11 protein-coding genes and 2 CRISPR repeat arrays are annotated in these 15961 nt (G+C 45.5%); of the genes, 3 read left to right on the top strand and 8 right to left on the bottom strand.

The genetic code is table 11. The features are described 5' to 3' along the window. Positions 1–4: 4 nt before the first annotated feature. The 8 genes from cas1c to QP794_RS14760 form a co-directional block, all read right to left on the bottom strand. Positions 5–1036, bottom strand: a complete 1032-nt coding sequence (gene cas1c / locus QP794_RS14795; protein WP_285077786.1) for a type I-C CRISPR-associated endonuclease Cas1c — start codon at positions 1034–1036, stop codon at positions 5–7. Continuing rightward, the gene (gene cas4, locus QP794_RS14790) at positions 1033–1692 is read right to left on the bottom strand and encodes a CRISPR-associated protein Cas4 (protein ID WP_285077784.1); all 660 of its coding nucleotides are present in this window, start codon (positions 1690–1692) and stop codon (positions 1033–1035) included. Before cas4 ends, cas1c begins: the two co-directional genes overlap by 4 nt. After that, positions 1679–2554 carry a type I-C CRISPR-associated protein Cas7/Csd2 gene (gene cas7c / locus QP794_RS14785; RefSeq protein WP_285077782.1) on the bottom strand — a complete coding sequence of 292 codons (876 nt, stop codon included), beginning with the start codon at positions 2552–2554 and terminating at the stop codon, positions 1679–1681. The genes cas4 and cas7c overlap by 14 nt, the downstream gene beginning before the upstream one ends. Further along, positions 2555–4570 (bottom strand): type I-C CRISPR-associated protein Cas8c/Csd1, encoded by a 2016-nt coding sequence (cas8c, locus tag QP794_RS14780; protein ID WP_285077780.1) that lies wholly within the window; start codon positions 4568–4570, stop codon positions 2555–2557. Continuing rightward, the gene (cas5c, locus tag QP794_RS14775; protein ID WP_285077778.1) at positions 4567–5289 is read right to left on the bottom strand and encodes a type I-C CRISPR-associated protein Cas5c; all 723 of its coding nucleotides are present in this window, start codon (positions 5287–5289) and stop codon (positions 4567–4569) included. The genes cas8c and cas5c overlap by 4 nt, the downstream gene beginning before the upstream one ends. A 95-nt stretch (positions 5290–5384) precedes the next feature. Further along, the gene (locus QP794_RS14770; protein WP_285077776.1) at positions 5385–5588 is read right to left on the bottom strand and encodes a hypothetical protein; all 204 of its coding nucleotides are present in this window, start codon (positions 5586–5588) and stop codon (positions 5385–5387) included. A 237-nt stretch (positions 5589–5825) separates the two neighbouring features. Then, the gene (gene cas3, locus QP794_RS14765; RefSeq protein WP_285077774.1) at positions 5826–8285 is read right to left on the bottom strand and encodes a CRISPR-associated helicase Cas3'; all 2460 of its coding nucleotides are present in this window, start codon (positions 8283–8285) and stop codon (positions 5826–5828) included. 713 nt (positions 8286–8998) lie between these two features. After that, positions 8999–9497: a CRISPR direct-repeat array (repeat unit 32 nt; unit sequence ATTTCAATCCACGCACTCATATAGAGTGCGAC). A 289-nt stretch (positions 9498–9786) separates the two neighbouring features. Beyond that, positions 9787–10137 carry a hypothetical protein gene (locus QP794_RS14760; RefSeq protein ID WP_285077772.1) on the bottom strand — a complete coding sequence of 117 codons (351 nt, stop codon included), beginning with the start codon at positions 10135–10137 and terminating at the stop codon, positions 9787–9789. Between the two features lie 364 nt (positions 10138–10501). On the opposite strand from QP794_RS14760, the gene QP794_RS14755 reads away from it, so the two are divergent. From QP794_RS14755 to QP794_RS14745, 3 genes are all read left to right on the top strand, one after another. Then, positions 10502–10711 (top strand): helix-turn-helix domain-containing protein, encoded by a 210-nt coding sequence (locus QP794_RS14755; protein ID WP_285078029.1) that lies wholly within the window; start codon positions 10502–10504, stop codon positions 10709–10711. 635 nt (positions 10712–11346) lie between these two features. Next, positions 11347–12668: direct repeats of the CRISPR family, unit length 33 nt; unit sequence ATTTCAATCCACGCACTCCATACGGAGTGCGAC. A gap of 378 nt (positions 12669–13046) precedes the next feature. After that, positions 13047–13625, top strand: a complete 579-nt coding sequence (locus QP794_RS14750; RefSeq protein ID WP_285077770.1) for a TetR/AcrR family transcriptional regulator — start codon at positions 13047–13049, stop codon at positions 13623–13625. A gap of 84 nt (positions 13626–13709) precedes the next feature. Then, on the top strand, positions 13710–15896 hold the full coding sequence (locus QP794_RS14745) for a YhgE/Pip domain-containing protein (protein ID WP_285078027.1): 2187 nt from the start codon (positions 13710–13712) through the stop codon (positions 15894–15896). The last annotated feature ends 65 nt before the right edge of the window (positions 15897–15961 follow it).

Raw genomic sequence — 15961 nt, 5'->3', positions numbered from 1 at the left:
ACACCTACTTCCACAGAAACGGAGGATATTCGTCCAGATCTCCGCGTATATATCTTGCCAGTAGTAACGCTTGAGTGTATGGTACTAGCCCCCAAGGTATTTTTTCATTCAAATACGGATGCATAATCTTATCCTGTTTGCGTTCCTGCCACGCTTTTAACACTTTCTTTCGTGTTTCATCATCCATAATGACTGCAAGATTTTCTTTCACATAAAATCCTTTATCGTTAACTACCTTCTTGTTAATAAGAGAAAGCACAAATCGATCGGCATACACGCCCCGGAGCTCTTCCATCATATCCAGTGCGAGAGAAGCTCTTCCAGGACGGTCACGGTGCAAAAAACCAACATATGCATCAAGTCCGACAGATTCAAGCGCAGACTTCATATCATTAGCGAGTAAAGTATAGGCAAAAGACAATAATGCATTCACTTTATCCAAAGGAGGTCGGCGGCTGCGTCCATAAAAGTAAAACGATTCTTTTTGCTGTAGAATCAGATCATCGAATACCGAGTTATATTGCACAGCGGCAGAGCCTTCCAAGCCACGTAAGATATCCAATTGTTCCACTTCACGCAAAAGCTTCATCGTCTCACCAAGTGAATTCGCTACCTTTTTCAATCGCTCTACATCTAAACGTAATGCATAATCTCGTGTCGCACGTTCTAAAATCCACTTGTTGTTATACAACTTCCCTGTAATCATATTACGAGCAACACGCGCACTGCGCTCCTCACTGTCCGATATGCGGTACTGTTCTTTGCGAAGAACCACATTCCCTCGATCTTCACCAATAACCCGTGCCAGGAATCGCCCCGTCCGTGTCATAAAGGTCAGATTCACATTGCGTGACGCGCAAGCACCCATAAGTGCTGGACTTACTCCCGCGTATCCGAAAGTACATATGGCCTCCAGATTATGCAGTGGGTAACGAGCAAGAATATTGTCCTCCTGCTTAATCACTATATTTTCTCCATCCAGTGCCAGGTATGTATCGGGTAGTGTAACAAACAAGGTGTTCAGCAGCTTTTTCATTCATTCAACCTGCTTTCGATGTAGCTTGAAACGGATCGCTTATTTAAAATGTCCGGCACACAAATATTGTTCAAGGAACAACTTTGGCAGTGTGGCCCTGCTTTGGCTTTCGGTGTGTGGTTCCGTTCAAAGTAATGTCTCATCTCTTCAATACTTGCCCTCACACGTTCCCGATCTGCCGCAGTAATGACTACTTCTACCCGGTGCTTGATCTCGTCATAATATAAATAGGCCTTGTGAATATCACATACGAGCATCTCTTCAAGACACATGACTTGTGCCACCAATTGGGAGTGATCGGAATCATTTCGTTTGGGTTTGCCGCGTTTGTATTCAACAGGATAAGGAAGGTATAAACCTTCCTCCTCTGCAAGTGGAACTCCAGCCGGATCACGGATGAATTCAACCACATCACAGATGCCTGTGATCCCAAGTTCCGTGGATTGCACCGGAAGCGCACGAACCACCAGTTTATCGCCCCGTTTCTCACGAAGCGCTGGTTGATCTGCCTTTCGATGCAAATGATCTCCCTCAATGGTACGCACGTTGTCTTCCCACTGCTGTTCAATATGAATTAATGCCCACTGCCTTCTGCAAAAGTTAAAATGCTGAATCCCTGATAGCAGCAGATAATCCTCTTCGTTATAGTCCTTCATATTCTTGGACTTCCAGCCCGTCGAGCGGATGAATGTCATAGGTATAACGTGCATAAGTGTTTTTCTCAGCCTCGGTGACTTCCGGATTCTCTTCTATGACCAATGAACGATGCACCTTTGCAGAAGAGTATTGTCCCAGCTTAGATTTGTGCTCCCACCAGTACAGCTTGTGTACCTCCATGCTTCCGTCAGGACGAGCAGAGGATGTATCGTTGGCGAACAAAGTGCGAAGCGCCTCCCTCAACTTTTCCGCATCCTCATATGTAAATCCAGTCTTCTCTGCAAGCTGTGTGTTGATGCTACCATAGATCACGTACACTCCAAAATCGACACGATGTTTCATGCCCATGGTGTCCGAGCCACGTTTGTCGGGGTCTTTGGGAGAGGTAACAGAGTTGACGCTTTTCGTAATTTGCATGCTGCTAATATCGATCCGATCCTGACTTACCGCAGTATGAATAGATACCGGACCACGAATACCTACCGACACATCTGTTCCGCTAAAAGCAAAAACCTGCCCGAAGCTGCGTACATCTATCCAAGACTGGCATGCCGCATCTGCATATAATTCCTTATTGGCTTTTTTACCCTTAGCGTGTTCCTGTACGGCTTCATTAGCATCGACTCGATCCTTGATCGAACGGTGTCCATCATCCCGACGATCATCGGATTGCACCAGTATCGACTCACCCATATCTTGCAGACGGTTGCGCAGCTTGCGCTTGATACATACATCGGAAATCTCTCCGTAACCATCATAATTCTGACGTGGACGGTTCCCGTTCAGCGGGTCACCATTCGGATTGGCATTCCGGACAGAGACTGCGACAGCAAAATCAATTTTACGATCCAATACGCTCATTCAATTCTCCTCCTGTGTATCGTTATCTTCACCTTGTTGTGTGTCTGATGTACCCGTCGCTTCCTTCGCTTTTTTACTGGTGTACAGATCGTTACGCTGGCTGTAAAAGCCAAGCAAATACAACCCGGTCAGCGGTTTGTCTGTATAATCTTCCAGGTTGAGCATCGCACCTACCTCATCTAGCAAACTGTTGTAGTATCTTGCATCCGTACCCATTTTAGCTTGATAAGGTTGTAAGTTCGACTGAATAATACTCCAGGTGCGTCCCGGACGTTGGGCAAAAGCATTCATGTAACGAACCGCGTTGCTGGCCCGTTTCTCTTCTCGTCCCAGCGCTCTTCGTTCCAGCACATCGGCAATCGCCAGCATCCGTCCAAACAAATAACTGCGATCCGTCGTTTCCGTGTTTAAGCCCACATCGAAGCCCTCCTTCTCATTCTTCTTATTCACCAAGGCACAAGTAATGCTCAGCGTCTTCTCCCATTCCCATGGTTCCATCCCAACCGGGTTCGATGCACGCTGTACAGCACTTCGCACGATATCACGCGGCAACTCACGCCCTACTTCTATAATACATGGCAGGATTCGCTCCATCAGACCTTTGACCAGTTTGTCGCTCGCTCTAGGTCCGTAAGCAGCAAACGCAATATCTCTCGTGGCAGGTGCTCCGGTAAAGGTCGTCCATTGGCTGTCCTTGTCCTTCCGATACCGATGTTGCCAGTAACAACTGGTATGCCATGCTTGCAATCGGTCAAGATAGTCTTCATGATTCAAATCCTGGTAATACGTGATCGACATTCGGCCTGGCGTCGCCGCGTCCAGCACCATAATCGTGACATGGGCATAGTGCTCACCATCATAACGGTAACCGCCGATAGCCTTCTTAATCTCTCGAGCGAAAGCTTTGGACGTTGTATCGCCTGCCGGTGCAGCATGTTCCGAGTTGGACGATTTATCGCCATGGGCACCCAGATCGAAATCCTCTTCGAACTCCGAGTCTTCATCATACCCCTCCAACTCTTGAGCAGCTTCCCTCAGTTCCAATGCATCCTGATGCGGTTCCGGCAACTCCAGCCGCTGGTTTCCCCAAACGACAAACACTTTACCATCAATCGTAATGCCCTGTCTGTCAATCAGCCATTTGAGCGCATTATGTCCCTTTTGCGATGCCATGTAACTGACAGATGCTGCCTCACGGCTTGTCCGAAATCGTCCACGATACGTAAATCCGGCCGAATCATTCGCCGAAATCAGCTTGGATTTGTCGCCAGAATGCCGAATCCGAGAGGTATGTTTATCCGCAACAGGCAACGTCTCCCCCGTCACATAACAGATATCCATATCCACCAGACTACTCTCATAAAACTGGACAAATGACTGTTGTACCTCTACATCCCGCCACAGTCTCGCCTCCGGGTCACCAGGAATGTTGACAGCGAACCGCACAAACGCGCTGCTCTGATCAGATGCCAGCACATTGAAGATCGGCGGCTTCTCACTCGCTTCCTGACTTGGGGCCGGAGCCCACTTATCCCGCAGCTTCCCCTGTTCATCAACATGCAGGATACCTTCGGCAACGAGATCAGCAATCAGTGTTCCTTTGCGGGCATAGTCATACACGCTCTGCACTTTTTCATGGGAGTAGGGCGAATCGCACCAAGCCTTCAATTGAGCCAGATAATCCTCATAAGGCGTGCCTTTCACATCACCGCAGAACTGAACAAAATCCCCAGCCACATACACCAACTTGTCAAAAAGCGGATATGGTACCGGAGCGCTTGTCCTGCTGGCCGCAGCTTCGGTACATGGAATGATCGTGCTGCCCTCCACCTTGTCTCGAACGTAGGCGGTGACGAAGTTTCCTTTTTCATCCAGATGTACTTCGATATGTGCAGTCTGCGTTGTATGAGCGACCGGGATCAGAGCGTATTCGCGTCCATTCTTTTTCGTTTCGAATCTTCCTACTGACAATATGTTGTTATTGTAGGTTTGCGTCAATTTCGCCAGCCAGCTCATACCGTATCACGCCCCTCAAACCATTCGTCATACAACTCATCCACAGATTTCATGTTGTCTGTGTGAAATGCTTTGGATGTACCTTCCCCTATACTACGTACCAACGTGCACTCCTCGGGACGATCGAAACGAATAATGCCGTTATTCATCTTGGCTCGCCACAACCTCACTTCCCGTTCATTGCGCCCTGTCTCATCCGGGTAATTCATGCCATGCACCATCGTTCCAAAATCAATCTCTGGCACCTTGTCGTACGCGCCTTCCCCTTCGCCGAATTGACAAGGCTCCACATATGCCTGACATTCGCGAGTTCCGAGAAAAATATCTCTGCGTCCACCAACGTTCACCGCTCGCTTGGCGATATTATGGTGTTTGTGCTCGTTTCGGTCATAGGCCAAGTCTTCCCGATGGGGATTGAACCTGAAATGGGCTTTGACCTGATAACATACGTCTTTCAAATATGTATAATAGGCCAGCGTATTTCCACCATTGTATTCGATAGGACGCATCCCTTTGGATTCGGTCTGGATTGGCTTCATAATTCGCACCTCATCCACGATCCAGATAATGGTCGGTTTCCAGTATACGGATTCTACGATCCCTTTCAGCGCTTGATATGTCGGTGCCTGGTAGCTAAATTTCTCGCCTCCCAGCTTTGTCAGCGGATCGGTAAACAACGCATAGTTGCCATATACTTTGAATTCAATCTGGTTCCGCATTGCATAATCCTCCTTTCTGGATAGAAGTTGGTGAAGCTTCGGAGAGCAGCATGTCATGATACTCCCCGTTGCCCAAAGCAGTGTATCAACCTTCTTTAACGTTTAGAACTCCAGTTAATTTTAACCTCAATTTTTGTGTTACCAGGCACCGCACACATAGCCTTGAGTAGCTCAGGAATCATCTTTTCGCTTGTTACATGGCTGTTAGAAATTTTTGATGATTCAAGATACTCATTTCCTGTGTTACATTCCGTTCTAAAGCAAAGTTTCCCACGACTGGTGCTTTTGGTAAATATCATCTTACTCACCTCCCATCGTATATAACCCATCCTATGTTCGAACACACAATTTAATTACTTCGTGTGTTTTAAAAGATTGCATGTGAAATTTATCTCTCCACCTATTTATGTTACACTCTAAACGGTTGCTACTATGTCAGACTCTAATTGTCGCTACCAAGCGCGGATTGAAAAGTGTGGTTTGATGATTGGAGACTCGCCTGTGGCGAGTTTTCTCTCTTTAACGAGTCCTACATTCTAAAAAACCAGGCTCTCCCACTCTCCATTGCCCTCCAGATGCATACCGAACTTTTTCGAGTATGCCGTATCCCGTAAAGCAAAGGCTTGTCCGTTCAGCAATGAAATAATCTCATCATTTTGGCTAAGTATCTTCATTTCATACTCGTACACATTCACCGTATATTGCTGTGCTTGGCGCAATAGATCGCTGAGATCGCCCGGGCCTAATTGACCGTTCAGGTCTGCAATTAGTTCACGGCCTATCTCATTATAAGGAACGATGACTGGTGTTGCTTTCAACGTGATGACTTCAAAATACTTCTCAACCGTTGCAATGGCAGACTTGTTTACTAGTTCAGGTAAATGACCATGTTTCTGTTTATATCCGTCGATGTTGTATGCATTACGATTCATCAGATCGAACAGATTTTGCTCCAATTTCGGCACTGGATAATGCACCTTCTCCCCAATGCCATGATAGTAATACCTGAAGTAACAAGTCATCGCCTCTGCTGATAACAAACTACCGCCCAATGCTTCTGGATCATCTCCAAACTCTCTCAGCACCCGTTCCGTCATCTCTGCACCAAGCTTAATTTCCCGCAAATGCTTCAAATTTTCATCAGCCGACCGAATAATATATACATCCCGTAGCGGCACTTCCCGGTGGCGGTTGCACCTCCCCGCTGCCTGCGCTATGGAGTCCAGTCCGGCGAGCGAGCGTATCACACACTGGAAGCTGATATCCACTCCTGCCTCAATGAGTTGTGTACTGACGCAAATGACGCGCTCTCCATCTTTCAGTCCGGCAATAAGCCCAGCGAGCATCTCTTTCCGATGTGCCGCACACATACTGGTACTCAGATGCACAAGTCGAATATTCTCCACTTCCACCCATGCCAATTCATTCAACTCCCGATACAATTTACGCACAGCCGACTTTGTGTTCAAGATGACCAGCACGCTGTCCACCTTATCCATCTGTTCTTGTACAAAAGAAGCCAGCTCCTCAGCCCCCCACCCCGTCGGGGCTTGAGAAGTCAAATCATGAATGTCCACCCGCCTGAAGGCATCGCCCACATTGCGTAGATCACTTACGATTTCCGCATCATTCGACAGTCGTAGCTTCTGTGGCACCTCATGTAACGCAGGCTGGGTAGCCGTGCATAGCAGCAGACTGGACTTACCAAAAATACGCAGAAAATTCAGCGCTTCGTTAAAGAGGGAAATACAATACACAGGCACTGACTGTACCTCATCAAAGACAATAACTGCGTTGGATAGCTGATGTAATCTGCGCACATTGCGAGTTCCTTTGGCATAAAACGTATTCAAAAACTGTACCATCGTTGTGAAAATAATTGGACGATCCCAATGATCCCGCGCCAGCTTCAATTGTTTGCGTTTCATATCATAACGTTCGCCATCTTCATCGTCTTGTCGTTCATCATCCTGGTTATCTACCACATTAGAATGGTGTTCCAGAATCATGCTTTCCTCATCATCATCCCCCAGCAAAATACGGCGGATCTCCGCAGCATTTTGTTCGATTATGGTGGTGTACGGTACAACGTAAATAATGCGTTGCTTGCCGTGTTCCAGCGCGTGTCTTAGCGCATAACGCATACTCGCAAGCGTCTTGCCTCCACCTGTGGGAATAGACAAGGAGTAAATGCCCGATTCACGAAATGCAAACTGTTCGCATTGATCGGACATCTCCTGACGCAACGCCTGAATCGGATTAGTCGAGTCTGCATTCAAGCTTATCTTATGAAGATGGTTCATAAGTGCATCGTAACTCTTTTGAAAAAAAGGCTTGTAATCGGGCACCTCAGCCGGAGGCTCGTCCTCTTCAAACTCACGGGTGTTACTTCGGTCTGCATCGATCAGACAACTAAATATGTATTTCGTCATAAGTGACGCCGTGATCAACGGCAATCCATGATGTTTAGCTTTACGATAAAAATTCTTCCATTCTTCGACGGCTTGAGCAAATAAAAGGTCGAGTTCTTCGGTTGTTACATGCTGATGAAATTGTTGCTTAGCTTGCTCATAATGAGGCAGAGCATTATCCTGGACACGTTTCAGATAAGGAGATTCCCGATCCGGTGATACATAATCTCGCAGTCCCTGATGGTGTGAGATGATGCAATTCGCCAGCCATTCTGCTGTCATCCGGCTTGGTACCTTCTGGTCAGGCCCACCATACCGTTGATGCAACAGTCTTCCGCCTGCTGTCGAATGATCCACCGATCCCCTACGAGGGGCCTGATCCGATTGGGCAACGGCAAGCTGGATATAGTTTTTGAATTCATCGGTGAACTTGCCCATATCATGTAGTAATCCTGCCAGAGCTGCCAGATGTTCCACGTCCATTTTGGCACCGGCTCGTCCACTGGCTCTGCTTACCTCCAGCAAATGCTCGACCACCGTCTGAATTGCCCAGTCCTTGACTCGTATATGCGCAATGTAGGTCACAAGTGTCCCCCTCATTTGATTTGAAACAACACAATCACACTTCGGTATTCAGGAAATTCGACTTGTATTTTACATTTCGACAAGAAGATTCGTTTTCCTTTACATGAAAAGTGTAAAATTTTGTAGCAGATTAGGCGAAAACAAAAAAACTCCCCAGGCCAAAGCTTGAGGAGAGGTTTACTAATTATTAAAGGCATCTAAGATTCTATAACCGGGCAGTTAGGAACACCTATAGGAAAAGGATATACTTCGCGATTTCAAGGACAATTTCGAGAAAAAGCCTCCAGTGACGGATTATTGGCTATGCTTCAATCTCTCATTTTTAAACAGAGTGCTAAACAACCATGCCGTAGCTATTATGTGTGATCCTTGATTTATTTCAATCTACGCTCTCCATACGGAGTGCGACATTGGAACATCTATCGGAGTTAATCCAGATCCAAAATTTCAATCCACGCACTCGATACAGAGTGCTACTTTATATACAATCCGAAGCCACCAAAAAACTTGCTAGTTCAATCCACGCTCCATATAAAGCGCGACAGGTCAATAAGTATCGTAGTGAAGAAGGACTTAAATTTCATTCCACGTACTCCATACGGAGTGCGACAGTTGGTTGATAGTGATCGTCAGCCTGGCTAACGTATTTCAATCCACACACTCCATACGGAGTGCGACTGGAACGGCGTCAAGCTTGTCTTTAATACGGTACTATTTCAATCCACACACTCATATAGAGTGCGACCAGCAAACTCCGCGCGGAATAACAGCCGCGAAATATTTCAATCCACGCACTCATATAGAGTGCGACTTGGTGAACTTGATTCAATCACGATTCCCTTCAGCATTTCAATCCACGCACTCATATAGAGTGCGACAGCTAACGCGTCGTTTTCGCTAAGTGATGACGGAATTTCAATCCACGCACTCATATAGAGTGCGACGCCGAGACATTCGCAGACTGGCGCGTTGGTGATCATTTCAATCCACGCACTCATATAGAGTGCGACGCGAGAGATCTCGTTCTCGATGCAGAGACTTTACGATTTCAATCCACGCACTCATATAGAGTGCGACGAGGAGGCGAAGTGGGCGACTATCGGCCGTAAGGTATTTCAATCCACGCACTCATATAGAGTGCGACGAGCGAAGCTACGTTCTGCCAAATAAGGAGGTGAGAATTTCAATCCACGCACTCATATAGAGTGCGACAGCAGAAAATAACGTATAGTCGTTTAAAAAAAGATGTTTTTAACGTAATTCTATCATTTAGTAAAGATGATAAATTCATCTTAATACAAATAATCCAGTTAATTCAAGAATGATGTTGCCAAAAGGGGACAATAATGGCTTAACCGACAATTTTCGAGGTGCGAATCTCCTAGAGATTTTATGTGAGCTTAACATTCGCACTTGTAAAGTAGCGCTTTCACCGGTCTAATCTTTAAAAATATTAATTTGATCTTATTCTATATGCTGCTATGACCATCGTATCATATTTTTATGAAAAACGATCAAGCTTCAAATTCATATCAACACGTTCTGGAGTCCACAATAAGACATCCGTGAGAAATGTCAAAGCATCCATGCCACACAATCTATCCATGATTGACTCAATCAGTTCTTTGACATTTCCTTGGGGGTGCTCAGCGAGAATTATTCCTCCGGTATCTCCATTAATATATAAGTGATCAACGTGAGCAACTTTATGCACATGCCGGAGCCATAGCGTACCTTCGTCAAGAAAAAAGATATAACTTTCATTCATAACATATCCTTGATAAATATAAAAATCCTGAACGTCATCAAAAGGACCTATCACTACAGAAGCTAATTCAATACGATCTGACATACTCAGGAACACCTCTTTTCATTAAATCGTTATCAAAATCTCATATTTCTGTAACTTACTAGATTAGTATAATTAGATGTTTGTTCCGTACAGCCTCAGCAAAGCCTCACAATTTTCTAATATATATACTTAAATCAAAAATCATTTTTCATGCATAGTAATCTTTCATACTGAGATATCGCCTCCATATTACAAAAATAAATAAATTCTTTTTAATGAACTTAAAGTTCGATTTATTATACATATAGTATAACAAGTCAGAATTATATTCAATACTAATTTATACAAAAAGTTCGACTTCTTGTATTTATAGTCCATATTCAATAAAATAACGTATAAACACACTTTTTCTTGGAGGTTAATGATGGCATTAAAACCTAGCTATAAACCAATGGAGATTACTCTAATTAAAAAGGACAAAACTAAAACTTACCTGCGTACTCAACTAGGTATTTCACCTTCTACTCTAGCCAAAATGTCTAATGGGGAATTTGTTGCGTTAAGTGTGATTGCACGTATTTGCGAAGACCTACAATGTCGTATTGAAGAAGTTGTTGAATTTATAGAGGAGTAAATTTAAGTATATATCTCAAATCTATACGATGCGAGAGACAATACTTTTTTTAGTGAACTTGAAAAAGGAGTTTTGTTTGTGCGGATTTACTTTATAGAGAGAAACTTGCCTACATTTCACATCGATCTACGATATTTAAAATCAAAACCGATGCTCCCTTGCAATAAGATATTTTGATGTTCATGCTACACGAGTTCTGATAATTACTTTTTGAAAAACGGTAATCACATTATCCCGATTTAGCACATATCATCATTTTTTATATATTCGAATAAAAGATCCTCTCTTAATTCTATTAAGGTTCAATCTTTTCAATTCCCCTCTAATATTAATCCCCACAATCGGGCATTCTGTAATCGAAAAAGACAAGCTGACATCTTTCACTTCGCACCCTATAGATGGTCCATCTATACTGTGTACCAGAATTTTTGAACCCACTAATTTTTTCAAAAAAATAATTAGATTTCTAAACCTACAGCGTTGCATATAGGTAACACGTTCAGGCACATCCCTTGTGTCTCCAATTTCAACGTATACATGTTAATCCCCTTTTTTATTTTCCATCTTCCTCCTGATCACGCACTCCATACGGAGTGCGACTATATACTTTATTGATGGTTCCCATGTAAATGTTCATTTCAATCCACGCACTCCATACAGAGTGCGACACTGTTCTAACGTCTGGTAAACTGGCGACATTGTAATTTCAATCCACGCACTCCATACAGAGTGCGACTATAATGAGTGACAAGGAGGTGTAGACACACGATGATTTCAATCCACGCACTCCATACGGAGTGCGACATCGGACATGCGCATAATACAGCGATGCAACTTTCATTTCAATCCACGCACTCCATACGGAGTGCGACGGAGCGGAATAGCCAGCGCTACGTATCTGCCAAATTTCAATCCACGCACTCCATACGGAGTGCGACTTGGCTGTAGGACTTTTCCTTTATTACGCTATACGATTTCAATCCACGCACTCCATACGGAGTACGACAGCTGAAATCCTCTGTTATGATGATTATTTAGATATTTCAATCCACGCACTCCATACGGAGTGCGACTGTAACGTGGACATAGCCCGACTCTGAGCATTTAGATTTCAATCCACGCACTCCATACGGAGTGCGACCCACGGGTGATTTGCAAGGATAGTCTCTTCTGAAAATTTCAATCCACGCACTCCATACGGAGTGCGACTTTTTTCGAAAACCAATGGAGCCATTACGCCTACAATTTCAATCCACGCACTCCATACGGAGTGCGACAGCAGTTACCCATTTCATTCGATAAGCGAGAGACCAATTTCAATCCACGCACTCCATACGGAGTGCGACCAACAAAGCATAATCAATGGCAAATCCAAAGTTGTATTTCAATCCACGCACTCCATACGGAGTGCGACAAAGGACCCTTTGGAATTGAGTATTATTGTAATGATTTCAATCCACGCACTCCATACGGAGTGCGACGTATCGCGTGATTAAGCATAAATTCAGTCCAACTAAATTTCAATCCACGCACTCCATACGGAGTGCGACATCCTGAGATGGAAAGCGTGATTGAACAAATGGTGATTTCAATCCACGCACTCCATACGGAGTGCGACGGTGCTATTCACGAAATTGGCGGCTTTAAGTAAATTTCAATCCACGCACTCCATACGGAGTGCGACGACAACATCCAAGTCTAGGAGGTTAACCGCATGAAATTTCAATCCACGCACTCCATACGGAGTGCGACTATACGGACGGCAGGCGGTGAGTGGGTCGAGGTAAAAATTTCAATCCACGCACTCCATACGGAGTGCGACGGAGATCATGCAGAACCAGTCGCCGACCGTAGTCATTTCAATCCACGCACTCCATACGGAGTGCGACTACAGCTATGATTGGAGTAAGAACTACTATTATAAATTTCAATCCACGCACTCCATACGGAGTGCGACAGCGAAAAAACACGTATCTTAACGATTTGATTCATCAAAGACACGTTTTTTCCACTATTATTCTATGACTTTCCATATCATAATTCAATCTATTCCTGTCTGTCTTTTGCCAAAAGGCAATAAATACCCCTTTTCGACAAAATCTGAGGTGCGAATCCCCCAGGGTTTTCATGTGAGCATCACATTCGCACCTGCCTAAGTCACGTACTGATTCCCCTGAATAACCTTCTTACTCTCCCCATGTACATTATGACAAAGATCACATCCACTCTGCCTGTTCGAGTGCTACAGTTATAAACGACCAATTGACCAAATAAGTAATTTAGTCAAATCTCAGTTATCTTTTATCATTCCATACGACTAGGAGGTGGATATGCTATGAGAACAATCGATCGAAGGCAACAGGTGATGGATTCAGCAGAGAAATCATTCGCACTGTTTGGTTACAAGGCTACGACCATGGAGCAGGTTGCCAGACTTGCAAATGTAGGTAAAGGTACGATCTATACTTTTTTCGAGAACAAGGAAGAACTGTTTGGAGAGATCCTCCACTCGATCATTGCTGATATGAAGCGAATTACGGAAGAAACTGTGCAGGACGACAAACCATTTCTTGAAAACGTGCACCTAAGCATGGACTCTTTACTGGAGTATAGAGAGGAACATGAGTTATTGATCAAGCTGTTTCAGGAGGTGAACGAGTTCGGCACGCCACAGGCCAAAGAAGGTTTGCAGAAAGTAGAGACTGCGATTCTTGAATATTTAGAGCGCCAAGTAAGACGTGCCATGGAACTACAGCAGATTCGCGAGGACGATCCAAGACTGGTGTCTTTTGTCCTGCTGAAGCTGTATGTCACCTTAACATCTGATTGGAACAAAGCGCATCCTTCGCTGAACAAAGATCAGATCAAGGATTTCGTGGGCCTCTTTCTCAAAAGTGGATTATCCCCTACATAAAGAAAGTTGTGCGGCCGAATCCTTTTCAGATTAGAGATAGATAGATATAGCAACAGAGTAGCGTAATGATGGGGAGAGAACATGATGAAATCATTCACTGTATTTGGGCAGGATTTGAAATCCGCCTTCAAGAAACCAAAAGTATTTATTCCGATTCTCGTGGTGTTGTTCATTCCGGTGCTATATAGCGGCCTGTTCCTCAATGCATTCTGGGACCCTTACGGCAAAATGAATGAACTGCCTGTCGCCGTGGTCAACACGGATCAGGGGGCAACCTACAATGACAAATCGCTGGAAGTCGGACAGAATCTGGTCGATGAATTGAAAAAAAGTGACGACTTCAACTGGCAATTTGTGTCCCGCGAAGAAGCCGAACAAGGCATGGAAGACAACACGTATTATATGACGATTGTAATTCCGGCGGATTTTTCCGAAAAAGCTACCACTCTAATGGATGAGCATCCACAACCGGCAGAGCTGATCTATGAACCCAATGAAGGATACAACTTCCTAGCGGGTCAAATTGGCGGGACAGCGGTCAAACAGATCAAATCCAAAGTCTCTGCCAAAGTGACGGAATCCTATACCGAAACCTTGCTGGATCAGGTGGAGAAAATCTCTAGTGGTTTGGCAGATGCCGGAGATGGCGCAGGTCAGATCAATAAGGGTGCGGTCAAGCTGGATGAAGGTGCCTCCAAGCTGAAAGAGAACCTGTCCAAACTGGCCGATGGAACCGACAAACTTGAAACAGGTATTGCCCCTTTAAAAGAAGGCACTAGCATCTTGGCTCAGGGAATTGATGAGCTTCATACGGGAGCCAGCTCCCTTTCCAACGGTTTGTCCCAATTGGCGGCAGCAGGTACGAAGCTTGGTGACGGAGCAGCACAGGCTGAAGCTGGCGGCAAAAAGTTACAGGCTGGGATTCAATCTGCTCAGGAAGGAGCCGCAAAATTGGACGCTGGACTGGCAGCAACCGAGGAAGGCAGTGCCAAGCTGACTGCAGGATTGCAGAATTCAGTCGGAGGCAGCGGCAAAGTAAGTGAAGGAGCCAAGGCCGTTGCGCAAGGTCTTGCTCAATTAGCTGAGGCCAGTCCAGAGTTAGCTGCTAACCCGGGTGTACAGCAGTTGCTGGCAGCAAGCCAGGCTGTTGCCGCTGGTAGCGAACAGGTATATCAAGGGGGACAGCAATTGCTCGAAGGCAGCCAAAGCCTGCAAGCTGCACAACAGCAGCTGCATCAAGGCAGCAGCCAGTTAGTGCAGGGTGAGCAGCAGCTTTTAGAAGGAGCAACGCAGTTGTCCGCTGGACAGGGTCAGCTTGCAACTGGCCTCCAGCAGTTCAACGCCAAATTGTCTGAGGCTGCCGCTGGTGGAGCCAAACTTTCAGAGGGTTCGAGCCAATTAAACACAGGTGCAGGGAAACTGGTTGACGGGTTGAACCAACTTTCAGCTGGAATCAACACGATTGCCGATGGTTCCCGCAAACTGGATAACGGCGCAGGTGATTTAAAAGAAGGCACCGCCAAGTTGACCGACGGCTCTGGTGAGCTTGCCACTAAGTTGAATGATGCCGCCGATCAAACAGGCAGTGTGAAAAAGACGGATGAACTGGTAACGATGTACGCAGAGCCCGTTCAGGTGGATGAACATAAACATAACGAAGTGCCCAACTATGGAACAGGGTTCTCGCCATACTTCCTGTCATTAGGGCTGTTTGTCGGGGCATTGATTGCAACGTTAGTTGTGCCCACACGCGGCAGCTCGGTTACCGATGCGACTGGCTGGAATCGTTTTGTGAGCAGAACACTCGCGTTCACGATCATGAGTGCCGTGCAGTCCCTGCTCGCTTCCTGGCTTGTCTTGTCCGGCTTGGGCCTGGAAGTTCAAAGCGTGCCTTTGTTCCTTTTATTCAGCTTCGTTACCAGCCTGACCTTCATGTACATCATTCAGGCTCTGGTTACTTGGTTGGAGAATCCCGGCCGCTTCCTGGCGATCCTCATGTTAATCTTCCAATTGACCACCAGTGCAGGTACATTCCCGTTGGAGCTCATTCCGAATTGGCTGAAAGGTTTCAATCCATGGCTGCCGATGACCTATTCGGTAACTGGGTATAAAGCTGTTATTTCGAGTGGACAGTTCGGTGTGGCTTGGGATCAGATCGGAATACTGTGTATCTTTGCTGTGATTGGGCTGGCGGCTACCTTCACCTATTTCATGGTGCATCGTACGAGTGAAGGTGAGGAAGTTAGTGGTGAAGTCGCTCTTCACGTGTAAAATAGAAAAATAAAAAGCAAGGCGTGTTATAAGCAACGTCCTCGTCTGGAACACAGCGAGGATTT

Origin of the sequence: Paenibacillus sp. UMB7766-LJ446 (genome assembly GCF_030226665.1) — a bacterium.
Classification (GTDB): Bacteria; Bacillota; Bacilli; order Paenibacillales; family Paenibacillaceae; genus Paenibacillus; species Paenibacillus vandeheii.
Note: the sequence above shows the minus strand (reverse complement) of the source record. Positions and strands in the feature narration are given on the sequence as shown.